Annotated in this window: 18 protein-coding genes and 2 pseudogenes; 5 read left to right on the top strand and 15 right to left on the bottom strand. The window is 68.5% G+C overall.

The genetic code is table 11. The annotated features are described in order from the left end of the window. Positions 1-29 precede the first annotated feature (29 nt). The 5 genes from HWX36_RS21990 to HWX36_RS21970 all read right to left on the bottom strand — a co-directional run bounded on the left by HWX36_RS21990 (position 30) and on the right by HWX36_RS21970 (position 4,724). On the bottom strand, positions 30-698 hold the full coding sequence (locus HWX36_RS21990) for a lytic transglycosylase domain-containing protein (protein WP_175954679.1): 669 nt from the start codon (positions 696-698) through the stop codon (positions 30-32). Positions 699-917: 219 nt separating this feature from the next. Further along, positions 918-1,694, bottom strand: a complete 777-nt coding sequence (locus HWX36_RS21985) for an ABC transporter permease (RefSeq protein ID WP_175954677.1) — start codon at positions 1,692-1,694, stop codon at positions 918-920. Next, the gene (locus HWX36_RS21980) at positions 1,691-2,629 is read right to left on the bottom strand and encodes an ABC transporter ATP-binding protein (protein WP_175954676.1); all 939 of its coding nucleotides are present in this window, start codon (positions 2,627-2,629) and stop codon (positions 1,691-1,693) included. The genes HWX36_RS21985 and HWX36_RS21980 overlap by 4 nt, the downstream gene beginning before the upstream one ends. Continuing rightward, positions 2,626-3,804, bottom strand: coding sequence for an ABC transporter permease (locus tag HWX36_RS21975; RefSeq protein WP_175954674.1), 1,179 nt, complete (start codon positions 3,802-3,804; stop codon positions 2,626-2,628). The genes HWX36_RS21980 and HWX36_RS21975 overlap by 4 nt, the downstream gene beginning before the upstream one ends. Further along, a complete protein-coding gene (locus HWX36_RS21970; RefSeq protein WP_175954673.1) occupies positions 3,801-4,724 on the bottom strand; it encodes an ABC transporter substrate-binding protein in 924 nt (307 codons plus the stop codon). Before HWX36_RS21970 ends, HWX36_RS21975 begins: the two co-directional genes overlap by 4 nt. A gap of 164 nt (positions 4,725-4,888) precedes the next feature. On the opposite strand from HWX36_RS21970, the gene HWX36_RS21965 reads away from it, so the two are divergent. Next, positions 4,889-5,818 (top strand): 2-hydroxyacid dehydrogenase, encoded by a 930-nt coding sequence (locus HWX36_RS21965; protein ID WP_175954671.1) that lies wholly within the window; start codon positions 4,889-4,891, stop codon positions 5,816-5,818. Between the two features lie 100 nt (positions 5,819-5,918). Here HWX36_RS21965 and HWX36_RS21960 read toward each other — a convergent pair whose 3' ends face one another. Then, positions 5,919-7,883: a Xaa-Pro dipeptidyl-peptidase gene (locus HWX36_RS21960; protein ID WP_175954669.1), complete on the bottom strand. Its 1,965-nt coding sequence runs from the start codon at positions 7,881-7,883 to the stop codon at positions 5,919-5,921. 519 nt (positions 7,884-8,402) lie between these two features. Next, positions 8,403-9,122: pseudogene (locus HWX36_RS21955) on the bottom strand (ABC transporter permease); the annotation flags it as partial. A gap of 284 nt (positions 9,123-9,406) precedes the next feature. Here HWX36_RS21955 and HWX36_RS21950 point away from each other — a divergent pair. Next, positions 9,407-15,433, top strand: a complete 6,027-nt coding sequence (locus tag HWX36_RS21950; protein WP_175954667.1) for an MG2 domain-containing protein — start codon at positions 9,407-9,409, stop codon at positions 15,431-15,433. Positions 15,434-15,487: 54 nt separating this feature from the next. Continuing rightward, positions 15,488-17,902, top strand: coding sequence for a penicillin-binding protein 1C (pbpC, locus tag HWX36_RS21945; protein WP_175954665.1), 2,415 nt, complete (start codon positions 15,488-15,490; stop codon positions 17,900-17,902). A gap of 134 nt (positions 17,903-18,036) precedes the next feature. Here the strand turns inward: pbpC and HWX36_RS21940 are convergent, their stop codons facing one another. Next, positions 18,037-18,375: a helix-turn-helix transcriptional regulator gene (locus tag HWX36_RS21940; protein WP_011354126.1), complete on the bottom strand. Its 339-nt coding sequence runs from the start codon at positions 18,373-18,375 to the stop codon at positions 18,037-18,039. A 78-nt stretch (positions 18,376-18,453) separates the two neighbouring features. Between HWX36_RS21940 and HWX36_RS21935 the strand changes: the two genes are divergently transcribed. Both HWX36_RS21935 and HWX36_RS21930 read left to right on the top strand, forming a co-directional pair. Next, positions 18,454-19,353 (top strand): hypothetical protein, encoded by a 900-nt coding sequence (locus HWX36_RS21935; protein WP_175954663.1) that lies wholly within the window; start codon positions 18,454-18,456, stop codon positions 19,351-19,353. A gap of 208 nt (positions 19,354-19,561) precedes the next feature. Next, positions 19,562-19,792 (top strand): hypothetical protein, encoded by a 231-nt coding sequence (locus tag HWX36_RS21930; protein ID WP_175954661.1) that lies wholly within the window; start codon positions 19,562-19,564, stop codon positions 19,790-19,792. A gap of 97 nt (positions 19,793-19,889) precedes the next feature. On the opposite strand, the gene HWX36_RS21925 is transcribed toward HWX36_RS21930, so the two are convergent. The 7 genes and pseudogenes from HWX36_RS21925 to HWX36_RS21895 all read right to left on the bottom strand — a co-directional run bounded on the left by HWX36_RS21925 (position 19,890) and on the right by HWX36_RS21895 (position 24,960). Further along, positions 19,890-20,897, bottom strand: a complete 1,008-nt coding sequence (locus HWX36_RS21925) for an aldo/keto reductase (RefSeq protein ID WP_175954659.1) — start codon at positions 20,895-20,897, stop codon at positions 19,890-19,892. A 51-nt stretch (positions 20,898-20,948) separates the two neighbouring features. Beyond that, the gene (locus HWX36_RS21920) at positions 20,949-21,275 is read right to left on the bottom strand and encodes a carboxymuconolactone decarboxylase family protein (protein WP_175954657.1); all 327 of its coding nucleotides are present in this window, start codon (positions 21,273-21,275) and stop codon (positions 20,949-20,951) included. Positions 21,276-21,407: 132 nt separating this feature from the next. After that, positions 21,408-21,560, bottom strand: a pseudogene (locus tag HWX36_RS21915) (LysR family transcriptional regulator); the annotation flags it as partial. A 10-nt stretch (positions 21,561-21,570) separates the two neighbouring features. Then, entirely contained in the window at positions 21,571-22,461 is an 891-nt protein-coding gene (locus HWX36_RS21910; protein WP_175954655.1) for an alpha/beta hydrolase family protein, read from the bottom strand. 97 nt (positions 22,462-22,558) lie between these two features. Beyond that, on the bottom strand, positions 22,559-23,299 hold the full coding sequence (locus HWX36_RS21905) for an alpha/beta hydrolase (RefSeq protein ID WP_175954653.1): 741 nt from the start codon (positions 23,297-23,299) through the stop codon (positions 22,559-22,561). Next, positions 23,296-24,102, bottom strand: a complete 807-nt coding sequence (locus HWX36_RS21900; RefSeq protein WP_175954651.1) for a DinB family protein — start codon at positions 24,100-24,102, stop codon at positions 23,296-23,298. The genes HWX36_RS21905 and HWX36_RS21900 overlap by 4 nt, the downstream gene beginning before the upstream one ends. An 87-nt stretch (positions 24,103-24,189) precedes the next feature. After that, the gene (locus tag HWX36_RS21895; RefSeq protein ID WP_175954649.1) at positions 24,190-24,960 is read right to left on the bottom strand and encodes an alpha/beta hydrolase; all 771 of its coding nucleotides are present in this window, start codon (positions 24,958-24,960) and stop codon (positions 24,190-24,192) included. Between the last annotated feature and the right edge of the window lie 19 nt (positions 24,961-24,979).

Below are 24,979 nucleotides of genomic sequence, written 5' to 3'. Positions count from 1 at the left end.
CGGCACGAGTCGTCGAATGTCAACGGACCCTAGTTGCTGCGGGCCGACGTCGGGTTCGACGTCTCGCTGACCGGCACCATGCGGCCCTTCGCGTCATTGGAGGCTTTCGCGGTGTTCGCGTCGTCGGGTTCGAGCACGAACCGGAACGAATCGACGCGCTGCATCACCTTCGCCGCATACGCGTTCGACCCGCCATAGCTCTTCAGCCCGGCCTGCACGTTGCCGCCTGCCGCCCTCACGTAGCCCGACAGGATGGCCGACCCGGCTTCGACGTTCGCGTTCGGCTCGGTCAGGTCCTTCACGTTGCGCAGCAGGCCGCGGTGCGCGGCCGGTACGACCTGCATCAGCCCGGTCGCGCCATGCTGGCCGCGTGCCTTTTCCTGGAAGCGCGATTCGATCGAGATGATGGCGTAAACGAGTGCGGGAGGCAGCGAATATTTCGTCGCGGTAACGCTCACGATATCGGCGAGCTTCGCGGCCCGTTCCTTCGCGACGCCGAACTTCTTCGTCAGGTAGGCCGTGATGCGGCGGTTTGCTTCGTTCGGCTGATCGTTGGCGTCGGCGAGCGGCGCGGATGCGACGGGCGGCGCCGATGCAATCGCTTCGGGCGCGGACGCGGGCAGCGCGGGCGCTTGCTGCGCCGATGCCTGGTGCGCGATGCCGAACGAAAGCACGATTAGCGAGAGAAACCGTCGCATGGTGAAGTGCGGGGAAATGAGAGGCGCATAGTATATCGGCCAATCTCCAAGGGTTGTCGAACGCCGGCTCGAATGAAAGCGGCATGTAGGCTTGTTTCGGTGCGCAACGAATCGATAGGGCGATCGTTGCGCGGACACGCATCGTAGTCCAGATAAACGCCGCGCAATCTCGCGCTGACGTTTTTTAACACACGCATAAAGCGTGCTGCGCCGCAGACCTTACGCGCGCCGTGCGGCCGCCACCCGTGCAATCGCGCCGATCGCATCGCTGACGAGCACCGCAAGCAGCCCGACGATTACGCCGCCCTGCAGCACGAATGCGGTATTCGACGTCTGCAAACCCGCGATGATCACGTCGCCGAGCCCGCGCGCGGCGACTGTCGAGCCGATCGTCGCGGTGCCGAGATTGATCACGACCGCGAGCCGGACCCCGTTGACGATCACCGGAAACGCGAGCGGCAGCTCGACCGAAACGAGTTGCTGCCAGCCGCTCATCCCCATCCCGCGCGCGGCGTCGACAACATCGCGCGGCACGTCCTCGAGCCCCGCGATCGTGCTTTCGAACACGGGCAGGAGGCCATACAGCACGAGCGCAATCAGCACGGGCTTCAATCCGAAGCCGACGGCCGGCACCGCGAGCGCGAGCACCGCGACGGGCGGGAAGGTCTGGCCGATATCGACGACGCTGCGCGCGACCGGCAGGAAATCCGCGCCCCACGGCCGCGTGACCGCGATGCCGGCCGCGACCGCGACGATCGTGCCGATCAGGCTGGACAGCGCGACCGTGCCGAGATGCGCGAGCGTGAGGTCGAGCAGGCTCGCGCGATCGTAGATGACCGGCGCGCCGTTGTCCGCGAACGGTGCGAACAAGCCTTGCAGCCATGCAGGGCGCAACAGCAGCACGAGCAGCAGTGCGAGCGCGGCCGCGCGGGCCGCGTGGGCAGGCAGCCGCCGGGGCAGCGCCGCACGCGCAGGCCGCACGCCGTGCGTCGTCATGCGGGCTTCCTCGCGTGTGCGCGGATCGCGTCGAGCGTGATGCGGCGCGTGTTGTGGCCGTCGCCATCTCCGACCGGCAGCACATCGACACCGCGCCACAGCAGCTCGGACACCGCATCGCGCAGCGTGCGTGTCGCGGCGATCGGTTCGCCGTCGGCATGACCGGGTTCGGCCACCGCGTCGATCGGTGTCAGCGCGAGCAGGCGCAGCGGCCGGTCGACGCCGGCGACGAGCTGCTCGACGACGCCGGCCGCCGGCTTGCCGAGAATCTCGGCCGGCGAAGCGACCTGCAAGAGCCGGCCGGCGTCCATCACCGCGATCGTGTCGCCGAGCTTCAGCGCTTCCTCGATATCGTGCGTGACGATCACGACCGTGATGCCGAGGCGGCGCTGCAGCGCGAACAGGTCGTCCTGCGCCTTGTTGCGGATGATCGGATCGAGCGCGCCGAACGGCTCGTCCATCAGCAGCATCGCGGGCTCGGCCGCGAGCGCGCGCGCCACGCCGACGCGTTGTTGCTGGCCGCCCGACAGTTCGTGCGGCAGCTTGTCCGCGAACTCGGCCGGCGCGAGATGGAACAGGTCCAGTAATTCGTTCACGCGCGCATCGATGCGATCGGCCGGCCAGCCGAGCAGGCGCGGCACGGTCGCGATGTTGCGCGCGACGCTCCAGTGCGGAAACAGTCCGTGCCCCTGGATCGCATAGCCGATGCCGCGGCGAAGCTGTTCGGGCGCAACGGTGGCCGTATCGACACCGTCGATGCGGATCGTGCCGCTGGTGGGCGCGATCAGCCGGTTGATCATGCGCAGCAGCGTCGACTTGCCGCTGCCCGATGCGCCGACGAGTGCGGTGATGGTGCCGCGCTGCATCGTCAGCGATACGTCGTCGACGGCGACGATATCGCCGAAGCGTTTGCCCGCGCGTTCGATCTCGATCATCCTGCACGCCCCTTCGCGAGCGTGGTCGCGGCTTCGAACATGACGGCGGCCACCAGCGCGAGCGCGATCGTCGGGATCGCGCCAAGCAGCACGAGATCGGCGGCCGATTGCCCGATCCCCTGGAAAATGAAGGTGCCGAATCCGCCGCCTCCGATCAGCGCGGCGACCGCGGTCAGCCCGATGTTCTGCACGAGCACGATGCGCACGCCGCTCAGGATCACCGGCAGCGCGAGCGCGAGATCGACGCGCAGCAACCGCTGCGCGCGCGTCATGCCCATCGCGCGCGCCGCTTCCGTGACGTGCGGCGGCACCTGGCCGAGCCCGACCGCGACGCTCGACGCAATCGGCAGCAGCGAATACAGGAACAGCGCGAGCACGGCCGGCGCGACGCCGATGCCGCGGATGCCCAGCGCGGCCGCGAGCGGCACGTGCGCGGCGAGCAAACCGAGCGGCGCCATCATCAGCCCGTACATCGCGATGCTGGGGATCGTCTGCACGACATTGAGCACGGGCATCGCGACGGTACGCACCGCTGCGATGCGCGCGCAGGCGATGCCGAGCGGCACGCCCGCGACGAGCGCGGCGGCCACCGAGCCGCCCGCGAGCGACACGTGCCGGATCGCCTCGCGCCAGAAATCGTCGCTGCGCACCGCGTATTCGCGCATCACCGAGAGGCCGTCCCACCAGCCGCTCGCGAGCGGCACCGAAATCGCCGCTATCGCGACGACGAGCGCGGCGAGACGCCGCCACGGGCCGAATGCGAGCCGCGCGAGTGCGTCGGCGACCAGCACGGCCCACGCGAACAGCAGCAGCCAGACGCCGGAGGAGGGCGACACGCGGGCGAGCGTGTCGTCAGGTGCGACGACGTGCGTCGCGGCCGCACCGACCGCGTACGCGAGCGTGGCGAGCCACGTGCAGCCGGCGGCGAGCCGCCAGGCGGGGCGGCTTGCCGTCATCGCCCACAGCGCGCCGGCGATCCACAGCGCGGCGAGTACGGCGCCCTGTACGGCGGGCAGCGCGGCGAACACCGACAGGTCGGCGCCGGCCGCGATCCGGTTCGGCCTCAGCACCGCGAACGGCAGGCCGAGCACGGCGACGATCGTCAGTACGCCGATCAGGATGCCGACCTTGTCGGGTGTCACGCGCCGCGCGGACGCCGCCGCGCGATCCGTCATTTAACGAAGCCCTTCGATTTCAGATAGCTTTTCGCGACGCCGGCCGCCGGCTCGCCGTTGATCTGGATACGCGCGTTCAGCGACTGCAGCGTCTTCAGGTCGAGGCTCGCGAACACGGGCTTCAGGTAGTCGGCGATCTGCGGATGGGCTTTCAGCACGGCTTCGCGGATCACGGGCGTCGGCGCATAGACGGGCTGCACGTGCTTGTCGTCGTCGAGCACCGCGAGGCCGCTTGATGCGATGCCGCCGTCGGTGCCGTAGACCATCGCGGCGTTCACGCCGTCGGTCTGGTTCGCGGCGGCCTTGATCGTCGCGGCCGTGTCGCCGCCGGACAGCACGACGAGCTGCTCGGGCTTCAGCTTGAAGCCGTACGCCTTCTCGAATGACGGCAACGCGGACGCGCTGTTCACGAATTCGGCCGACGCGGCGAGTTTCAGTTTGCCGCCGCCCGCGACCCACTTGCCGAAATCGGAGAAGGTCTTCAGATGCTGCGACTGCGCGACCGGCGCGAGCACGGCGACGCCCCATGTGTTGTTCGCGGGCGCCGGGGCGAGCCACACGAGATGGTTCGCCGCGTAGTCGAGCTTCTTCGCGGTGTCGTAGCCCTGGCTTGCGTTCTTCCACACGGGATCGTCGGCCTTGTTGAAGAAGAACGCGGCGTTGCCCGTGTATTCGGGGTAGATGTCGATCTCGCCGCTCGTGAGCGCCTTGCGCACGATCGGCGTCGTGCCGAGCGCGATCTTTTCGGTGACCGGAATGCCGTGGGCCTTCAGCACCTGCGCAATGAGGTTGCCGAGCAGGTTGCCTTCGGTGTCGATCTTCGACGACACCACGACGGGCGTGTCGGCGTGCGCGCCGGGCGCGACGAGCGCGGCGGCGAATGCGAGGCCCAGGATCCGGGCGGGCAGGGCGAGCTTCATGAGCCAATCTCCAGGACGGGGGCGTACGCCGAAAGTTACTTGACTGAGCCGGCTTTGGCAAACCGTGCGCGGCGGCGTGCCCACAGCCCGCGTGGGGATAACCCGCATCCGTCACGCGGGCTTGTTACACTGAGATCCATTCCCGCCTGCGGACACTTCCTGCCATGAAGCCCGAGCTGCTGGTCCTCATCGCATTGCGCGGCGACGCGCATCGCGAGATCGCCGCGTCGTTCGACGTGCGCTACGCCCCGACTGCCGAAGAACGCGAACGCGCGATCGCCGAATACGGCGGCACGATACGCGCGGTGCTGACCAACGGCAGCACGGGGCTCACCGCCGCCGAGATCGATCGTCTTCCGCAACTCACGTTCGTCAGCGCGCTCGGCGCCGGCTACGAGCATATCGACGTTGCGCATGCGAAGGCGCGCGGCGTCACGGTCGTGACGGGTGCCGGCACCAACGACGATTGCGTCGCCGATCACGCGTTCGCGCTGCTGCTCGCGGCGGTGCGCGGTGTCGTGCGGCTCGATGCGAAAACCCGCGCGGGCGTGTGGCGCGAAGGGCTGCCGATGCCGCCGAACGTATCGGGCAAGAAGCTCGGCATCGTCGGGCTCGGCAAGATCGGCGAGAAGTGCGCGCGCCGCGCGGCCGGCTTCGATATCGAGATCGGTTATCACAACCGGTCGGAGAAGAAGGTTCCCTACCGCTATTTCGACCGCGTCGACGCGCTCGCGCAGTGGGCCGATTTCCTGATCGTCGCGACGCCGGGCGGCGCGGGCACGCGGCACCTGATCGATCGTGCGGTGCTCGATGCGCTCGGCCCCGGCGGGTTCGTCGTCAACGTGTCACGCGGCAGCGTTGTCGATACCGCTGCTTTGGCGGAAGCGTTGCGCGAAGGGCGCATCGCGGGTGCGGGGCTCGACGTGTACGAAGGCGAACCGGAGCCGCCGCGTGCGCTGACGGATCTCGACAGCGTCGTGCTGACGCCGCACATGGGCGGCTGGTCGCCCGAGGCGCTCGATCGGTCGGTGCGGCAGTTTCTCGACAACGCCGCGCGGCATTTCGCGGGGCAGCCGGTGCTGACGCCGGTTTAAGTCACGATTGAGTCGGGTTTTTCGGACATAAAACAGTGCGGACGGCGACCGACGTCGAAACGACATCGGTCGCCGTCCGCTTTGCGTCACGCGCGCCCGCTCAGGACGAAGCCGAAGCCAGCGGCACCGTCACCGACGTACCGGCCGGATCGAGCGTCAGGCCCGTGCCCGGCGTCGGGCGCAGCGTGGCCTCGTTGTCGCTGGACAGCACGACGAGCCCCAGCCGGTGGCCGGCTTCCAGCTTGTAGTCACGCGGCATGAACGTCAGCTTCAGGTCGTACGGCATGCCGGGCAGCACGGGCTCCGAGCGCCACTCGGACCACCGGTTGCGCGGGTCGGTCCACGCACGCGTGACGATCGTGGCCGTGCCGTCCGGCGCACGATCGACCAGCAGGGCCGTCACGTTGGCTACCGCCGTGAAGGTCAGCCTGACGCGTGCGGTCGCGGCGCCGGACAGGCGTGTCGCGGCCGTGAGCGGCGCGGTTTCGAAACGGCTGCGGTTCTCGCCCGTCGGCGCGTTCGCCAGCGTGAGCGCGGTGATGCGCGCATCGTCGGTGAAACGGGCGAGCGGGCCGCCGGTCGGCAGTCGCAGCAGCGTGCCTGTGCCCGCGCCGTCGCCGCCCGCGAAATACGTGACCGGCGTGGCATGGCGTGCGGCCCAGTCCGCTTCCTTCAGCAGCGTGCCGTCCGCCTGCTCGATCACCGCGCGCGGATCGCGTTCGACGCCGTTGTCGAAACCGATCAGGTAGCGCGTAAACCAGCGGTTCACTTCGGCGGTCCACGCATCGGCCATCGCCGGCACGTGGGTCGGGTCGGTGTGCTTCAGGCGATGCAGCCACAGCTGCGTCGGTACGCCCTGGCGCCGCATCGCGAGATGCCACGACGTCGACTGGTCGACGCGCACGTTGTCGTCGGTCAGCCCCTGCGCGACGAGCGCCGGCGCGACCGCGTATGCGGTGGGAATGTCGCGCGCGGCCCAGAACGGCGAATAGTCGCCGGTCTTGCGGTCTTCCTGCTGCAATGCTTCGTCGATCAGGTGCGTGCAGCGCTCCGGATGCGCGTTCGTCAGCAGCGCCTTGATGTACACATCGACGTCCTCGCCCTGATAGCCTTCCGGCGCGCGCACGAGCCCGCCCGAGCGGTAGTAGCCGTACATGTTCGTCAGCCCGGCGACCGGCACGATCGCGTCGAGCCCGCGCGTGCGCAGGCTCGCGACCATCTTCGGCAGCGTGCCGTCGTACGACACGCCGTACATGCCGACGTGGCCCGTCGACCAGTTCGCGACGACCGTCTTGCCGTTCGCGTCCTTCGCGGTCGCGTCGCGGCCGAGCCAGCGGATCACCGATGCCATCGCGACCGATTCGTCGCGCGTGAGGATCGTCGGGCAGCCGTCCGAGCCGGCGGTGCCGAGCGAATCCGCGTAGACGATCGTGAAGCCGCGAGGGATGAAATAGCTCTCGATCCACGAGCGCCCGGCGGCGGCCGCTTCGACCTGCTGCTGCAGCCGCACCTGCGGCGCGGCGGCCATGATGCGCGCGGATGTCGATGCGGCCGCGGCGGCCGATGCGTTGGCGGCGGGGTGCGGCGTGCCGTCGAGTTCGACGTCGACGTTGTGGTCGGGGCTGTCGGCGAGGCCCGCGTAGTACGGGCTGGCGAGCACGATGACGGGCGTGCGCGCGCCGTTCGCGGTTTCGCTCGGGCGCACGATGCGCACGTGGATGCGGTCGCGCGTGCCGTCGCCGTCGGAATCGACCGGCGTGTCGACCCACGCGTTCTCCTCGATCGTGCCGCCCGACAGCGACGGCTGCACCTGGCCGTTCGCGATCACGGGCCGGTAGCGGCCGCCGCTGGCCGGATTGGCGTACGGCACGCCGGACGGCGAAATGCGTGATGCCGGTGATTGCTTGTCGGCCGCGGCGGCGGCGGCCCCCTCTTGTTGGCCCTGCGCGAGCGCGGAGACGCCCGCCACGCTGCCGCCGTCGTCGCCGCCGCATGCGGCGAGCGTCGCGGCTGCAACGAGCGCGGGAAGCCACGCGCGACGCAATCCGGTTCGATGAATGTCCATTGTCGACCTCTTGTTGTGATTGTCTGGAACCGGACGGCCCGCGATATGCCCCCTGCGGCCCGGCCGGGTGCTGCATCGGATGAAACGGAACGGCACCTTCGAAAGCGCCGGGCGCGATGCCCGGGTGTCACGGCCGGCGTCGACGCGCGTCACGCATCGCGCAACCCGGCGGGTGTCGGGGCGACGGCATCGCCCCGAACGGACAGCGTCAGCGCGGCGGCTGGTTCGTGCCGCACGGTCGATGCGAGGCAGGCGGTACGAAATGAACGCAGGAGTGCGAATCAAATGCGGGCATACCCGATCTTCCTTCAGGTTTCAGATGAAACGGAACGGCACGATGCGATGAGGCGGGGATGTTGCGAACGGCGGTGCTGCAACGGCAGGAAAGCGCGACGCGAGTCGGCGGCGCTGGCCGGAATGCTTTCCGGAAGCTTGCGCAAAACTTATCTCAGTGAAATCTCGGTGTCAAACTTTTTTAGTTTGAGTCAAACAAAGTTTTGAGGCGCGCCGAGCGATCGGTTTCAATTCGTCGAGGCGCAGCCGGATGCCGGTCGGTGCGCGCACGTTGAACAGCGTCTGCGCGTCGCGGAGATGGATGTACGCGAGCGCGCTGTCGTACTGGTAGTGGCCCGACTCGAACGTACCGACCACGTTGAACTGCCGGAACCGCGGCAGCGCATCGCCGATGCGCGCGGTGTTGCCGGGCGCGAAGAACGTGATGCGGTCGCCGATCTTCACGTGCAGCGCGTCGGCCAGCGCCGAGCCGAGCACGATGCCCATCTCGCCTGGCACGAGTGCGTCGAGCCGCCCGGTCTTCAGCTTGCGCGCGATCTCGGACACGCGTGGCTCCAGCACCGGATCGATGCCGCGCAGCGCGACGCCCGTCACGCTGCCTGCGTTCGTCAGCAGTGCCTGCGCGTCGACATAGGGCGCCACGGCGCGCACCGCCGGATTCCGCAGCGATTCGTGCGCGGTGAGCCGCCAGTCGGGCATCGCGCCGGTCGGCGAGAAGATTTCCACGTGCGCGAGCACCGACAGCATCCGGTCGCGCACTTCGGTGCGGAAGCCGTTCATCACCGACAAGACGACGATCAGTGCGGCGACGCCGAGCGCAATGCCGGCCATCGCGGCGCCCGCGATGAACGACACGAAGCCGTCGCCGGCCGAGCGCCGGCCGCCGCGCGCATAGCGCAGCCCGATCTGCCATTCGAACGGGAGTTTCAAGCGGTTTCCTTTCATTTCGATTCGAATCATGCGAAGCCGCGCATTTTAGCGAACGCGGCGCGAGCGCGCGCAGCGGTCGGCCGGCGAGCCGAAATCCGCCCGACCGGCCGGTCATTCGGCGGCGTTGCGCGCCGGCACGGCGATGTTTCCATCGTTTCGGGTCTGATCGATAATGGCGCCCAGCATCCGGTCGAACATACCAAGCAATTACGGCGCAACCGGGCCGCGCCGTCACAGACCCAAAACAATTCGGGGAAGGTTGCCGCACCAGGCAGCATGTCCTTGACAAGGAAATAACAATGGATTTGCTGCGCTTCCTGTTGCTCCTGCCGATTCGCGTGGCGGGCTTCGTCTGGTGGCTGCTCGGCTGCGCGCTGCGGCCGCTGGTCGGCGATGTGTCGTGGGCGGCGCCCGCGTGGATGGGCATCACCGCCGCGGCCGTGCGCCGCCGCCCGTGGCATGCCGGCGGCCTCGTGCTGCTCGCGGCCGCGCTCGGCTATGGCGGGTACTGGCTCAAGCATCGCCCGAAGCCGCCCGAGCCCGAAACCGTCAGCTTCACCGTGAAGGCGCCGGCGATCACCACCTATGAGGTGGACGACACCGACAAACCGAAGGTCACCGTGCATCCGCTCGAAGTCGTGTTCGCGCAATCGGCGGCGCCGATCGAACGGGTCGGCAAGCCGGCCGGCGACGGCATCGAGATGACGCCTGCGCTGAAGGGCGCATGGGAGTGGGTCGACGACAAGACGCTGCGCTTCACGCCGGGGGCCGACTGGCCGGTCGGCGCGCACGTCGAGGTGCGTTTCGCGGTGCACCGGGTGTTCGCGCCGCAGGTGACGATGCACGACGACCGTTTCGCATTCGACCTGCCGGCGTTCGCCGCAACGGTCGGCAACAATGAGTTCTATCAGAACCCCGACAATCCGGCGGAGAAGCAGGCGCTGCTGCAACTGCGCTTCAACTACCCGGTCGATCCGGCCGAGTTCGAGAAGCGCATCGGCCTCGTGCTGGTCGGCCGCGACGGCAAGAATTCGACGCCGCTGCGCTATACGGTCAACTACGACAAGATGAAGACGAGCGCGTGGGTCTACTCGCAGCCGCTCGAGATTCCGCGCGATCCGCTGGTGGCACGGCTCGACGTCGACAAGGGCGTGAAGAGCGCGCGCGGCGGCAACGGCACGCCGGACGTGCTGCATGCTTCGGTCGACGTGCCGGGGCTCTACAGCCTGTCCATCGACAATATCGCGCCGACGCTCGTCGACAACGAGCGCTACGAACCCGAGCAGGTGCTCGTCGCGGAAGCGTCGGACGGCGTGCGCAGCGCCGACCTGGCCGCGCGCGCCAAGGCGTGGGTGCTGCCGAAGCGCAAGCCGGGCGTCGATCAGTCGGACGACGATCCGCCGTACGAATGGAACGTGGCCGACATCAGCGATGCGGTGCTGAAGCAGTCGAAGCCGCTGCCGCTCGACGCGGTGCCGACCGAGAACGACTACGCCACGCTGCAAAGCTTCAAGTATCACGCGACGCCGGGCGATCGCATCGTCGTGCGTTTCGCGGGCGACCTGAAATCGGCGGGTGGCTACCTGCTCGGCGAGCCGGTGACGACCGCGTTCACGGTGCCCGACTATCCGAAGCTGCTGCGCTTCATGGCCGACGGTTCGCTGCTGTCGATGAGCGGCAGCAAGCGGCTGTCGGTCGTGTCGCGCAACCTGCCGGGGATGAAGGTCGAGATCGGCCGCGTGCTGCCCGACCAGCTCCAGCATCTCGTGAGCTTCAACAACGGCACGTACGCGCGGCCCGAGCTGTCGTATTCGTTCAGCGAGGATCACATCGTCGAGCGCTTCGTGCAGACGCGCGCGTTCCCGGCGGGCGACCCCGGCAAGGCGCATTACGAAGGCATCGATCTCGGCCAGTACCTGAAGGGCGGCAAGCGCGGCGTGTTCCTGCTGCACCTGACGAAGTACGACCCGGCGGCCGAGAAGAAGAAAGCCGACGATGCGAAGGACAGCGATGCATCGTCCGGCGACGGCAGCCAGGATCAGTCGGACAGCGCCGATTCGGGCGACAGCAACGACAACGGCAACGGCAACGGCAACGGCGACGACAGCGACAGCGACAACGCGCTCGGCGACACGCGCCTGATCGTCGTGACCGATCTCGGGATGCTGGTCAAGAAGGCGCTGGACGGCAGCCAGGACGTGTTCGTCCAGTCGATCCGCAACGGCCGCCCGGTTGCGGGCGCAACCGTGTCGGTGCTCGCGGTGAACGGCCAGGCGCTGTTCACGCAGACGACCGGCGCCGACGGCATCGTGCATTTCCCCGCGTTCAAGGGGCTCGACCGCGAGAAGCGGCCGCAGCTGTATGTCGTGAAGAAGGACACCGACCTGTCGTTCCTGCCGGTGGCCGGCCGCGATCGCCAGCTCGACTTCTCGCGTTTCGACGTCGACGGCGAGCGCAATGCGACGGGCCAGGGGCAGCTGTCCGCGTACCTGTTCTCGGATCGCGGCCTGTATCGGCCCGGCGATCCGTTCCACATCGGCCTGATCGTGCGCGCGGCGAGCTGGGCGCGCAGCCCGGCCGGCGTGCCGCTGCAGGCGGAGATCGTCGATCCGCGCGGGATCACCGTCGAGCGCAAGCCGGTGACCGTCGATGCGACGGGTTTCACCGAGCTCGGCTATACGACGGCCGAAACGGCGCCGACCGGCACGTGGACGGTCAACCTGTACATCGTCAAGGACGGCCAGCCGGGTGCCGAGCCGATCGGCAGCACGACGGTGCAGGTGAAGGAGTTCCTGCCCGACCGGATGAAGGTCGACGCGAAGCTGTCGCAGCAGGTCGTCGAAGGATGGGTGAAGCCGAAGGGGCTGAAGGGGATCGTCGATGCGCAGAACCTGTTCGGCACGCCCGCGGAGAAGCGCCGCGTCGCGGCGACGCTGACGCTGCGCCCGGTGTGGCCGTCGTTCCGCAGCTGGCAGGGCTATCGCTTCTTCGATGCCCGCCGCGCGAAGGAGGGCTATACGACGACGCTGCAGGACGGCGCGACCGACGACAAGGGCCATGCCGAGTTCGATCTCGATCTCGACAAGTACGCGGACGCGACTTACCAGCTCTACTTCCAGGCGAAGGCCTATGAAGCGGAAGGCGGCCGCAGCGTCGCCGCGAATGCGCAGACGCTCGTGTCGAACAACGACTGGCTCGTCGGCTACAAGTCGGTCGACGATCTCGGCTACGTGAAGCGTGGCAGCCCGCGCACGGTGCGGCTCGTCGCGATCGATCCGAACGCGAAGGCGATCGACGTGAAGGACCTGCGCGCGCAGCTCGTCGAGGAGCGCTACGTGTCGGTGCTGACCAAGCAGGATTCCGGCGCGTACAAATACGATTCGCGGTTGAAGGAAGTGCCGGTCGACGAGAAGCCGCTGACGATTCCGGCGGGCGGGCTCGACTTCACGCTGCGCACCGACAAGCCGGGCAGCTATGCGCTCGTGATCCGCAACGCGGCCGGCGCGGCGGTGAACCGGATCGAGTATTCGGTCACGGGCGATGCGAACGTCACGCGCTCGCTCGACCGCAACGCGGAGCTGCAGGTGACCCTCGCGAAGCACGACTACAAGCCGGGCGAGCAGGTCGAGATCGCGATCCGCGCGCCTTACGCGGGCAGCGGCCTGATCACGATCGAGCGCGACAAGGTGTATGCGCACGCGTGGTTCCATGCGGACACGACGAGCTCGATCCAGCACATCACGGTGCCGGCCGGCTTCGAGGGCAACGGCTACATCAACGTGCAGTACATCCGCGATCCGTCGTCCGATGAAATCTTCATGAGCCCGCTGAGCTACGGCGTCGTGCCGTTCTCCGTGAACCTCGATGCGCGCCGCAACGCGGTGTCGGTCGATGCGCCCGCGCTCGTGAAGCCCGGCGACACGGTGAATTTCACCGTGCATTCGGCGAAGCCCGCGAAGATCGTCGTGTTCGCGGTCGACGAGGGCATCCTGCAGGTCGCGCGCTACAAGCTCGGCGATCCGCTGAAGTTCTTCTTCCGCAAGCGGATGCTCGAAGTCGGCACGTCGCAGATCCTCGACCTGATCCTGCCGGACTTCGAGAAGCTGATGGCGATGGCCGCGCCCGGCGGCGACGCCGACGATGCGATCGGCCGCCAGCTGAACCCGTTCAAGCGCAAGCGCGACAAACCGGTCGTCTACTGGTCGGGGATCGTCGACGTGAACGGCGACACGCGCCTGAGCTACACCGTACCCGACTATTTCAACGGCAAGCTGCGCGTGATGGCGGTGTCGGTGTCGCCGGATCTGGTCGGCACGTTCGAAGGCGCGACGACGGTGCGCGGCGATTTCGTGCTGTCGCCGAACGTGCCGACGACGCTCGCGCCGGGCGACGAGGCCGACGTCAGTGTCGGCGTCGCGAACAACCTGACGGGTGCCGGCAACCAGCCGGTGCCGGTCGCGGTCACGCTGAAGACAGGCCCGCAGTTGCAGGTGATGGGGCCGGCCACGCAGAACGTCGCGCTCGCGCCGCAGCACGAGGGTGTCGCGATGTTCCGCGTGAAGGCGACCGATACGCTCGGCTCGGGTTCGCTGTCGTTCGGCGCGCGCTATGGCGCGAAGGGCGCGCAGCAGCGTGTCGACGTATCGGTGCGGCCGGCCGCCGCGTTCCGCACGCAGCTCGACATCGCGCGACTCGATCCGGGCAAGAAGGCAAGCGTGCCGAACCTGCGGCCGATGTACGACGCGTATGCATCGCGCGACGCGAGCATCTCGACCGCGCCGCTCGTGCTGTCCGAAGGCTTGTCGTCGTACCTCGTCAACTTCGAGCACTACTGCAGCGAGCAATTGGTGAGCGCGGCCGTGCCGCGCGTGTTCGCGGCGAAGTGGCTGTCGGTGCGCGCGCTGACGAGCGCGATGCATGCGGCCGACGCCGGCGCCGACGCGACGAACGCGGCGGCGATCGTGCAGTTCCTCGGCGTGCTGCGCAGCCGGCAGAACGCGCAGGGCGGGTTCGGCCTGTGGAGCGCGACGCCCGACGCCGATCCGTTCGTGTCCGCGTACGCGATGCACGTGCTGCTCGACGCGCGCGAGCGCGGCATCGCGGTGCCGAAGGACATGCTCGACGCGGGGAACGCGTATCTGCAGAAGCTTGCAGCGAACGATTCGCTCGGTTCGCTCGACCTGCTGCGGCAGCGCGCGTACGCGGTGTATCTGCTGACGCGCCAGGGCAACGTGACGACCAACAGCCTCGCGGCCGTGCAGAAGCGGCTGCAGGATGCGTACCCGAACGACTGGAAGAACGATCTCGCGGCTGCATGGCTCGCCGCGTCGTACCAGCTGCTGAAGCAGGACAAGGAGGCCGCGGCGCTGATCGCGGGCCCGCAGGCGCTGCTCGAGCGCAAGCGCGCCTCCGACGGCGGCTACGTGACCGGCTACTACCTCGATCCGCTGACGCGCGACGCGAGCGTGCTGTACCTGATCGCGAAGCACTTCCCCGACCGCGTGCGCAAGCTGTCGCCGCGCGCGATGGACAACCTCGCCGCGCCGCTCGTCGACAACCGCTACAACACGCTGTCGTCGGCGATGACGATCCTCGCGCTCGATGCGTACGCGGCGTCGAGTGCGGGCCAGCTCGACCAGCTCTCGATCGACGAGGTCCGCGCGGGCGCCGCGCCGAAGGACGTGTCGTCGATCCAGGCGAACCTCGTGCGCTCGGGCACGTGGTCGGCCGGTGCGTCGCGCGTCGATTTCGTGAACGGCAGCTCGCTGCCCGCGTGGTGGATCGCGAGCCAGTCGGGCTACGACCGCGGCACGTCGACGAAGGCGATCAAGAACGGGCTGGAGATCGTGCGCGACTACACCGGCACGGACGGCAAGCCGCTCGACAAGATCACGGTCGGCCAGGAGATCGATGTGCACCTGAAGATCCGCGCGACGGGCAACGCGAGCGTCGGCAACGTCGCGATCGTCGACCTGTTGCCGGGCGGCTTCGATCCGGTGATCGCGCCGCCGCCCGTCACCGACGCACCGGATGGCGACAGCAGTGGCGATGGCGGCGCGTCGGCGCCGGTGGCCGACGCACCGTGGCGTTCGCCGATCGGCGTGAAGGGTTCCACGTGGCAGCCGCAGTTCGCGGACGTGCGCGAGGATCGCGTGGTGATCTACGGCACCGCGACGACCGACGTGCGCGAGTTCGTCTACCGGATCAAGGCGAGCAACGCGGGCCGCTTCATCGCGCCGCCGGCATACGGCGAGTCGATGTACGACCGCCGCTTGCAGGCACAGGCGCCCGGCGGTACGACGCTGACGGTGGAGCGCGTGCGATGACGATGAGGCTGCAACGTCGTTGCCGGCCGCGCCGGGTGCGAGGAGCGCCCGCGCGTGGCTGACGCCGTTTCGGTGCTCCGGCGCGTGCTGCACGGCGCCGGCCGTTGGTTGCATCGCTGGCAGAACTGGCTCGCCGGCGCGCTGCTCGTGTTCGGCGTGCTGGCCGCGTGCCGGCTGTGGCCGCATCCGCCGCTGCGCGACTGGAAGCCGTCGTCGGTCGCGGTGGTCGACGCACAGGGCCGCTTGCTGCGGCTCACGCTCGCGAAGGACGACCGCTACCGGCTGTGGGTGCCGCTCGAGCGGATGTCGCCGCAACTCGTCGAAGCCGTGATGCTGCACGAGGACCGCTGGTTCTGGTGGCATCCCGGTTTCAATCCGTACGGGCTCGCGCGCGGCGCGTGGATCACGTACGTGCGCGGCGGCAATCCGCAGGGCGGCTCGACGCTGACGATGCAGCTCGCACGCTCGCTGTGGCGGCTGAACACGCGCACGCCGGCCGGCAAGCTCGAGCAGGTTGCGCGCGCGGTGCAGCTCGAACTCTTCTATTCGAAACGGCAGATCCTCGAAGCGTATCTGAACGATGCGCCGTACGGCCGCAACGTCGAAGGCGCGGGCACCGCGAGCGTCGTCTATTTCGACCGGATGCCCGACGCGCTGACGCTGCCTGAGGCGCTCGCGCTCGCGGTGATTCCGCAGGACCCGGCGCGGCGGGTGCGCGGCGGGCAGGATGAAATCAACCGCGCGCTGGCCGCGTCGCGCAACCGGCTGTATGCGCGCTGGCTGACGAAGCATCCGGGCGATGCATCGTTCAAGCCGCTGTTCGCGTTGCCGCTGGCAATGCGGCCGCTGTCCGCGCTGCCGTTCGATGCGCCGCATGCGGTCGACCAGGCGCTCGCCGCGCGCAGCGCGTGGCGCACGGCCGCGAGCGCGGCGGCGAACGACAGCGACGCCGACGCGCGGCTCGTGACGACACTCGATCTCGACCTGCAGCACACGCTCGAGCGGCAGATTGCACGCTATGTCGCGCGCAACGACACGCGCGGCGTGCGCAATGCGGCGGCGATCCTCGTCGATACGCGCGACATGGGCGTGAAGGCGCTCGTCGGCTCCGCGAACTTCTTCGACCGCACGATCGACGGGCAGGTGAACGGTACGCTTGCGCGGCGTTCGCCCGGCTCGACGCTCAAGCCGTTCATCTATGCGCTCGGCTTCGACCAGGGCGTGCTGCACCCGCAGACCGTGCTGCGCGACGTGCCGACCGCGTTCGGCCCGTATGCGCCGGAGAATTTCGACGGCCATTTTCTCGGGCCGATCACCGCGACCGATGCGCTGAACCGCAGCCGCAACGTGCCGGCCGTGTGGGTCGCGTCGCAGCTCAAGTCGCCCGATCTGTACCGGTTCCTGCAGGAAGCCGGCGTGCGCCGGCTCGCGAGCGCGCAGCACTACGGGCTCGCGCTCGTGCTCGGCGGCGGCGAAGTGACGATGCAGGATCTCGCGGCGCTCTACGCGATGCTCGCGAATCGCGGCGAGTTCCGGCCGCTGCGGCTGCGCGCGGACGAACCGGCGTTGCCCGGCCGGCGTCTGCTCAGCGCCGAGGCGAGCTACATGACGATGGACATGCTGCGCCAGCATCTGCGCCCCGACGAGACGAGCGGCGCGCAGCCATCGAGCGTGCCGGTCTACTGGAAGACCGGCACGTCATGGTCGTTCCGCGATGCGTGGACGGCCGGCGTGTTCGGCCCGTACGTGCTGGTCGTGTGGGTCGGCAACTTCGACAACTCGACCAATACGGCGTTCGTCGGCGTCGATGCGGCGGCGCCGCTGTTCTTCCAGGTCGTCGATGCGCTGAATGCCGAGCGCACGCTCGTCGAGCCGCCGCGCGCGGTGCCGCCGAAGCTGAAGCGCGTGCGAATCTGCCTCGCGAGCGGCGATTTGCCGAACGAGTGGTGCCCGCAGCAGGGCTGGACGTGGTTCATTCCGGGCACGTCGCCGATTCGCGTGAGTACCGTGCACCGGCCGGTCGTGATCGACGATGCGACAGGGAAGGCCGCGTGCCCGCCGTACGACGGCAAGCGCACGCATACGGAGATCTTCGAGTTCTGGCCGTCGGATCTGCAGCAGGTGTTCACGCAGGCCGGCATTCCGCGCCGGCGGCCGCCGCAGAACGCGGACTGCCGCGACGCGGGGCAGGTCGAGGGCGACCCGCCGCGCATCACGTCGCCGCTGCGCGGCAGTACGTATGCGATGCGCGTGAAGCATACCGAGGAGACGCGCATCGCGTTCAACGCGACGGCCGACGCGAGTGCGCATGCGCTGTACTGGTTCGTCAACGACGTGTTTGTCGGGCGCAGTGCGCCGGGCGATGCGCTGTTCTGGCAGCCGGGTACGGCCGGCAGTTATACGGTGCGGGTGGTCGACGATCACGGGCGCAGCGATCAGCGGCCGCTGGCGGTGGGGCTGGAGCAGTAGGGGCTTTATCCGTACCCGTATCGCGCGTTACGGACGCTGGCTTTTGCACTTCGGGATCAGCGACTGGCAGATAGCAGCAAGCCGCTGCCGATCGCAATCGCAGCGGCGGAGATCCAGCGTCCCGCACCCCCCCATCACCCATCATCCGCCTTCGCCTGCAACCCCTTCAACCCCTGGATCACGACCAGCAGCGCGCGCCCGTGCTCGTCCGACCCATCCCATGCGTCGACGATCGCGTCGCGCAGCAGGTCGTTGTACTGGCGGCGCGACGGCCCGGTATCGACACCATAGAAACTGCATAGCTTATTGAATGGCGCGCTGCGGCGCAGCCGATGCCCGTTCGATAGCCTCAGGCGCGATACGGTCGGCTGGCTGACCCCGGAGAGTCGCGCTATTTCGCTGGACGAGCGTGTATCTGCCATCAGACGGCGCAACAGGTCTTGAACGGGAAAATCTTGGTCCGGGGCTTCCATGCGATGCATTATACCTATACAGTTACGGCTGTTGAATGGGCTTGCTGTCACCGGCGAGGCTGTATCCCGAGAAAGTTGATGACACTGAAACACCTCCCCCCCACGTTCTGCTGGACCAAGATCGGTGCCGAGTCCGGCGAGGAACTGCCGACCGTCGTGCTCCGCAAGGAATGGGAGCGCCGGCTCGGGGGCGGGCGGTTTCTGTGGGGCATCAACCAGCCGCTCGGCAGCAGCGCGCAAGTCGCCGCGCATCGCACCGGCTCGCTGCTCGCGCTGTTTTCGCCGGTCGCATCGCGCCCGCGCGCAGGCGAGCGGAAAGACATGCTGCTGTGGAATGCATGGGTCGACGCGAGCGGGCAGGTGCGGCCGTTGCCGCCGCACACGTTCATCGCCAGTCGCTCGACGTTGCCGTCGGGCCGGCGCCGCGAACAGCACTACGCGCTCGTGTGCGCGTCATCCACCGCGCTGACGGTCGGCACGCAATTGCGCGTGTTTCCCGATCACCTGCGCAGCGTGAGCACCGGCAAGCCGCTCGGCGCCGCACAAGGGGCGGCCGTGGTCGATTGCGTCGGGCGCGCGAAGGAGCAGACGGGCAAGAGCTATCCGCTCGCGCTGTCGGTCGAGCTCGAAGCACCGTATTTCGTGCGGCTCGCGCAGCCGTGCGTGTTGAAGGCGCGCGATCTCGCGGAGGTGAACAAGGCCACGCGCGCGGGCGATTTCGATCGCTTCGTCGAACTCGTTGCGCGCTTGCGCGGCCGCTCGCCGACCGACGCCGTGCGCGGCGTCACGCGCGATCTGTTCGACGTGCCGCCGATCGAAACGGCGGCCGCGTATGTTGCGCCCACGCACGTCGCGCGCTTGCGCAATCGGCCGGCGGCCGAGCATCCGCGCGATCTCACCGGCGACCTGTTCGACCTGTCGCCGGGTGAGGCGGCCGCGTTCGCGGGCCTTGCGCATTCGCGCATCGGGCGCGCATGACGAAACGCGCGCAGCGGAATCGCGCAAGAATGTGTTGCAATCTCGCCATAGCGGAGCGGCGAGCGCAGAGAGACAATCGGCACGAAGCGCGCTGCGCGGCGGCCGATGCGTCGACAATCGATGGGTCGTGGTTCACGCCGCCGACATGCGCACCACGCACACTGAGCGTCGGCGTGCTTCACACTGCAACCCTGAGGGAGAAGTGTCGATGTCGACCCACATCTGTTCGCGGGAAGCCCGGGCCGCGCAACGCTTCGTCGAAGCCACGCGCAACGTCGATCAGGCCTTTCGCGCCGTGCGCGGCGAAAGCGACGACGACGTTTCGTCGGCCGAATATGCACGCGCGATGTCGCGCCTCGATCGCGCGCTCGACGAGTTGGCGCGTGCGCAGGAATGCTTCGATCGCGTCGTCAGCGCCGACACGACGCACGACAACTGATCAAGCAGCATCAACGTGAATGCGCGTCGGGCGACGCGTGTTCATCTTCATGCCGGGCATCGCGCCCGGCATGTCATTCAATCATCCCGCTCCAGCTTCAGACCTTGCGGCCTTCGACCGGGTAGCCGGGATCGGTATAGCCGTGCGTCGATGCATGGCCGGGCGGCACGAGCGCATCGACGAACCGTTCGTCGTCCGGGCCGAGTTCGAGCGTGAGCGCATCGATGTAGCTGTCCCAATGCGCTTCGGTGCGCGGCCCCGCGATCGTCGAACTGACGATGCGGTTCTTCATGACCCACGCAAGCGCGAACGCAACCGACGTCGTGCCGCGCGCGGCCGCATGCGCGGCCACCTGCTGTGCGATGTGCAACGATTCGGGCCGCCATTCCGTTTGCTGGATACGCCGGTCGCCGCGGCCGGCGCGCGAATCGGCGGGCGGCTGCGCATTCACCGCATATTTGCCGGTCAGCACGCCGCGCGCGAGCGGGCTGTACGGCACGACGCCGATCCCGTAGTGCGCGGCGGCCGGAAGCTGTTCGACCTCGGCCGTGCGATCGACGAGGTTGTACAGCGGTTCGCTCGCGACCGGGCGATCGATGCCGAGCTGGTCGGCGAGTCGCACGACCTCGGCGATGCGCCAGCCCTTGAAGTTCGACAACCCGAAGTAGCGCAGCTTGCCTTGCCGGATCAGGTCGGCGATCGCGCGCATGCCTTCATCGAGCGGCGCATCGGTCAGCGCGCGATGGAAATAGAGGATGTCGATGTAGTCGGTGCCGAGCCGCTTCAGGCTCGCGTCGACCGATTCGACGATCCATTTGCGCGACTGGCCCTGCCGGTTCGGCCCGGCGTCCGGCCCGGCCGGATAGCCGAACTTCGTCGCGACGACCCAGCTGTCGCGACGCGACGCAATCGCGCGGCCGACGACTTCTTCCGAGCGGCCGGCGTGATAGACGTCGGCCGTGTCGATGAAATTGACGCCCTGGTCGAACGCCTTGTCGATGATCCGTGAGGATGTCGCTTCGTCGGTCTCGCCGCCGAACATCATTGCGCCGAGACACAGCGGCGACACCTTGAGCGCGCTGCGCCCGAGATAGCGGTAATCCATGAAGGCTCCATGCGGGCGCGCGCCCGCCGGTTGAATGAGGGGCGGCCGTGCTTACGCGCCGGCTTCGTCGAACACGCGCTGCGCGATCGGCAGCGCCGAGCTTGCGGTCGGCCAGCCCGAGTAGAACGCGAGGTGCGTGATCGTTTCGACCAGCTCGTCGCGCGTGAGGCCGTTGTCGAGCGCCTTCTTCAGGTGGAACGGCAGTTCGTTGACGCGATACAGCGACACGAGGCTCGCGACCGTGACGAGGCTGCGATCGCGCGGAGACAGGCCGGGGCGCTGCCAGACGTCGCCGAACAGCACGTTGTCGGTGTAGTCGGCGAGGGCGGGGGCGATGGCGCCGAACGCTTTGCGCGCGGCGGAAGTCGGTTCGGACATCGAGGGCTCCGGGGAACGTGGGGAACACCGTCGATGGTAGTCACCGATGCGCCTATCGATAATCCCCGGCAATCCGCATGCACTTATCGATCCGGTTCATGAATCGCGGCGCAGCGGCGGCGCGTCGTCGACTCATGTGCGATAGCGCAGCGCCTCGACGCTCACCGCGAGCGCGCGTGACGACTGCCGCCGGCTCGCGTCGTACAGGTGATGACCGGGGAAGGTCGGGCACCCGTCTTCAAGCACGCTGTCGAGGCGGCCGGCGGCGACATGCGACGCGGCGATGCAACGCGCGTCAACCCGCGCGCGTCACGCCCGGCGCACGGGGCGCGGGATGGTACGCATAGCCGCCATGCTGGAACGACGTCGCGAAGAACCGCATCTGGTAGCGGATCGCATTCCCCCAGTAATCCCAGGTGTGGCCGCCAGGCCGCTCCGCATAGTCGTGCGGCACGCCGAGCGCGACGAGCCGTTCGTGCAGCGTGCGGTTCGAGCCGACGAACGTGTCGTCGCGGCCGCAATCGATCGTGAGGTCGAGATGCGCGCGCACGAACGCGCCGGCGTTGGCGGCGATCACGTTGCGGTTCCAGAACGACGGATGGCGGCCGGGGTCGCCGAATACATGGTCGATGCCCGGCTCGTCCTCGCAGCAGCGCGGATCGACCGCGCCGCTGATGCTGCCGACCGCGCCGAACGTGTCGGGCCGGTCGAGCGCAATGCGCAGCGCGCCGAAGCCGCCCATGCTGAGCCCGGTGATCGCGCGGGCGCGTTGCGTCGCGATCGTGCGGAAGTGCGAATCGACGTAGGACACGACTTCGTCGCCGATGAAGGTTTCGTAGCGGCTGCCCGAGTCGAACGGGCTGTCGATGTACCAGCTCTCGTGCCCGCCGTCGGGCATCACGAGGATCACGTGGTAACGGTCGGCCAGCGCGGCGATGTGCGTGTTCGACGTCCAGTCGGTATGGTCGCCGCCCGAGCCGTGCAGCAGATAGACGACCGGATAGCGGTCGCCGTTGCGGGCGCCGCGCGCATAAGCGTCGGGCAGCACGACGGTGGCCTCGAGCGTCTCGTTCATCGCGGCGCTGGGAATCGCGACGACGCGCGCATGGAATGCGAGGGCAGGGCCTGAAATGGCGACCAGCAGAAGCAGCCAGAAGGCGCGTGCCAGGTTCAGCGATCCTCGCATGTGTCGACCCCGTTCGGCGCCGGGCGCCGGGAAACCCTGTTCGGGCGACTCTAGCAACCGCGCCTTTCAACCATATTTCGGCGAATCCTACGGGTTGTCAGGCGGCCGGCGCGGACACGATGCGCTCGAGCGCCGCGCGAAACGCATCGGGCCGTTCGGCCGGGATCAGGTGCCCGCAGCGTTCGATCGTGTCGAAGCCGGCGCAGCGGGCGCGTGCCCAGTCGGGCACGTGCCAGCCCGCGCGCGAGCGTTCGCCGGCCATCAGCCAGACCGGGCGATGCTCGAATACCTGGGCGAGCCGCCGCAGATAGCCGGGTTCGCCGGTCGTCGCGACGACCGAGCGGCCCATCGCGCGCAGCGTCGATGCCGGCTGATGCGCGAGCCAGCGGCGGGCGTCGTCGAGCAGGCCCGGCGATGGCGCGTCGATCGCGCCGCGCAGCCAGCCGGGCGGATCGGCGCGCAGGCCGTCGAGCATCGCGTCGGCTTCGGCGGCCGTCATGCGGCCGACCGACGCCGACCAGAACGCATCGTCGAGCGTGAAGTTGCCTTCGACGTTGACGATCCGCCGCACGCGTTCGGGGTGCGCGTGCGCGAACAGCATCGCGATCGCACCGCCGACCGAGTGGCCGACGATATCGACCGGCTGCATTCCGAAGTGCGTATCGATGGCGTGTCGCACATGCTCGACCTGCGCGGCGAGCGTGATCGCGTCGAACGGTACCGCGCGATGCGCGCCGTAGCCGAGCAGGTCGGGGGCGAGATGCGGGCCGTTCCACCCGCGCACGTCGAGCGTGCCGATGAAACCGTGGATGAAGACGACGGGCGTGGGCCGGGTCATGGGGCGGGCGTGGAAGGAAGGGGCGGCAATCCGAGTTCGGCGAGCAGTTCGTCGAGTTCGAGCACATGCGTGCGGTCGTGGTCGAGCAGTTCGCGCACGAGTTCGTCGAGCGACATGCGGCGGATGCCGTCGCGCAGCCCGCAGCGTGCGAGTTGCGACGGCGCCAGTGCGGCCACGGTTGCGCACAGCGCGGCGCGGCCCGCGCGGAATGCCGAGACGGCCGCGTCAAGCGGCTGCGCGAGATAGTCGCGTTGCGCGGCGAGCACGGTGCCGTCGACGGACGCGATCACCGGCAGTTCGAGCGTGCGCACGGCGTCGATGCGTTCGGCGAACACCGCGTCGAGATCGCGCAGGTGGCACGCGTGCTCGACGAGCGAGAAGCCCGTGCCGTCGGGGCGGCGTGTCCACAGCGCGGCCGGCACGTGTGCGGCATACGCGGCGAGCCGGTCGGGCAGGCGCGCCAGCGCGGCGACCGCATCAGCGAATGGCAGCACCTGCGGATAGGCGCTGAACACCGCGCCATAGCTGAACAGCGTGCCGCCGAGCCGCCCGCGTGCCTGCACGACGTCGTGGCCGTGGCGGCGCATGATTTCCGCGACCATCGCGCCGCAGAACTGGCGGGCGGTCGTGTCGGTTTCGATTTCGGGGAATTTGTGCGCGATCTCGTGCTGAACCGCGCCGATCGCGGCGACGCCCACGCGCGACAGCGCCGCGAATTCGGCGTAGCGCTCGGGTTGCGCGATCAACGCTTCGAGCTGGGCGCCGAGCGCGGTGGTGCGGAAACGGTCGAAGCGGGAATGCATGACGGAAGGATTTCGCCGAGTAACGTGTCAAAACGATACGTTACTCGGCGGGCAGCGTCAACGGCGGGATGCGGGCGATGGGTTGCCTCACTCTTTGCCGGCGCCCTTGGCAGCCTGTTCGATCAGCTTCGCGACTTCGGCCGGGTGCGAGAGGTAGGCGACGTGGCTCGACTTGAGTTCGATCGTCTTGCTGCCGGCGCGTTGCGTCATGAAGCGCTCGAGCTCGGGGTTGATCGCGCGGTCGGCCGTGGCGACCACTGCCCAGCTCGGCTTCGTCCGCCATGCGGCGTGCGTGATCGGCACGCCGAACGACTGCGCGGCCGGCGTCACTTGCGAGATCGCCATGAATTTCGCTTCGGCGGCCGGCACGTCGGCTGCGAAGTCGGCGTGGAACGACGCTTCGTCGAACACCAGGTGGCCGTCTTCGGTGGCCTTGATCGCCTTCGTCGCGGGCGGCGTCTTCTTGGTCAGGTCGAGCGGGCTTTCGCCGGTGTCGGGCTGGAACGCGGCCACGTAGACGAGGCCCGCGACCTTGTCGTCGTTGCCGGCCTCCGTGATCACCGCGCCGCCGTAGCTGTGGCCGACGAGGATGCTCGGGCCGTCCTGCGCGTCGACCACGCGGCGGGTCGCCTTCACGTCGTCGTCGAACGACGTTTCCGGCTGCTGCACGACGGCAACCTTGTAGCCGTCGCGCGTCAGGATGTTCGAGACGGCTTGCCAGCCCGAGCCGTCGGCGAAGTAGCCGTGGACCAGCACGACGTTCTTGACGGGGGCGGCGACGGCCGCATGCGAGCCGAGTGCGGCGGCGGACAACGCGACAGCGGCCGCGATCTGGCGGACTTGGGACAAGCGCTTCATTTTCATTCTCCAGAAGAAA

It is taken from the genome of Burkholderia sp. BCC0405, assembly GCF_902833075.1.
Classification (GTDB): Bacteria; Pseudomonadota; Gammaproteobacteria; order Burkholderiales; family Burkholderiaceae; genus Burkholderia.
This window is presented reverse-complemented; position numbering and strand designations above follow the sequence as displayed.

Excerpts from the sequence above, each read along its gene's own strand:
- HWX36_RS21990 (WP_175954679.1), bottom strand. The coding sequence starts at position 698 with ATGCGACGGTTTCTCTCGCTAATCGTGCTTTCGTTCGGCATCGCGCAC.
- HWX36_RS21985 (WP_175954677.1), bottom strand. The coding sequence starts at position 1,694 with ATGACGACGCACGGCGTGCGGCCTGCGCGTGCGGCGCTGCCCCGGCGG.
- HWX36_RS21980 (WP_175954676.1), bottom strand. The coding sequence starts at position 2,629 with ATGATCGAGATCGAACGCGCGGGCAAACGCTTCGGCGATATCGTCGCC.
- HWX36_RS21975 (WP_175954674.1), bottom strand. The coding sequence starts at position 3,804 with ATGACGGATCGCGCGGCGGCGTCCGCGCGGCGCGTGACACCCGACAAG.
- HWX36_RS21970 (WP_175954673.1), bottom strand. The coding sequence starts at position 4,724 with ATGAAGCTCGCCCTGCCCGCCCGGATCCTGGGCCTCGCATTCGCCGCC.
- HWX36_RS21965 (WP_175954671.1), top strand. The coding sequence starts at position 4,889 with ATGAAGCCCGAGCTGCTGGTCCTCATCGCATTGCGCGGCGACGCGCAT.
- HWX36_RS21960 (WP_175954669.1), bottom strand. The coding sequence starts at position 7,883 with ATGGACATTCATCGAACCGGATTGCGTCGCGCGTGGCTTCCCGCGCTC.
- HWX36_RS21950 (WP_175954667.1), top strand. The coding sequence starts at position 9,407 with ATGGATTTGCTGCGCTTCCTGTTGCTCCTGCCGATTCGCGTGGCGGGC.
- HWX36_RS21940 (WP_011354126.1), bottom strand. The coding sequence starts at position 18,375 with ATGGAAGCCCCGGACCAAGATTTTCCCGTTCAAGACCTGTTGCGCCGT.
- HWX36_RS21935 (WP_175954663.1), top strand. The coding sequence starts at position 18,454 with ATGACACTGAAACACCTCCCCCCCACGTTCTGCTGGACCAAGATCGGT.
- HWX36_RS21930 (WP_175954661.1), top strand. The coding sequence starts at position 19,562 with ATGTCGACCCACATCTGTTCGCGGGAAGCCCGGGCCGCGCAACGCTTC.
- HWX36_RS21925 (WP_175954659.1), bottom strand. The coding sequence starts at position 20,897 with ATGGATTACCGCTATCTCGGGCGCAGCGCGCTCAAGGTGTCGCCGCTG.
- HWX36_RS21920 (WP_175954657.1), bottom strand. The coding sequence starts at position 21,275 with ATGTCCGAACCGACTTCCGCCGCGCGCAAAGCGTTCGGCGCCATCGCC.
- HWX36_RS21910 (WP_175954655.1), bottom strand. The coding sequence starts at position 22,461 with ATGCGAGGATCGCTGAACCTGGCACGCGCCTTCTGGCTGCTTCTGCTG.
- HWX36_RS21905 (WP_175954653.1), bottom strand. The coding sequence starts at position 23,299 with ATGACCCGGCCCACGCCCGTCGTCTTCATCCACGGTTTCATCGGCACG.
- HWX36_RS21900 (WP_175954651.1), bottom strand. The coding sequence starts at position 24,102 with ATGCATTCCCGCTTCGACCGTTTCCGCACCACCGCGCTCGGCGCCCAG.
- HWX36_RS21895 (WP_175954649.1), bottom strand. The coding sequence starts at position 24,960 with ATGAAGCGCTTGTCCCAAGTCCGCCAGATCGCGGCCGCTGTCGCGTTG.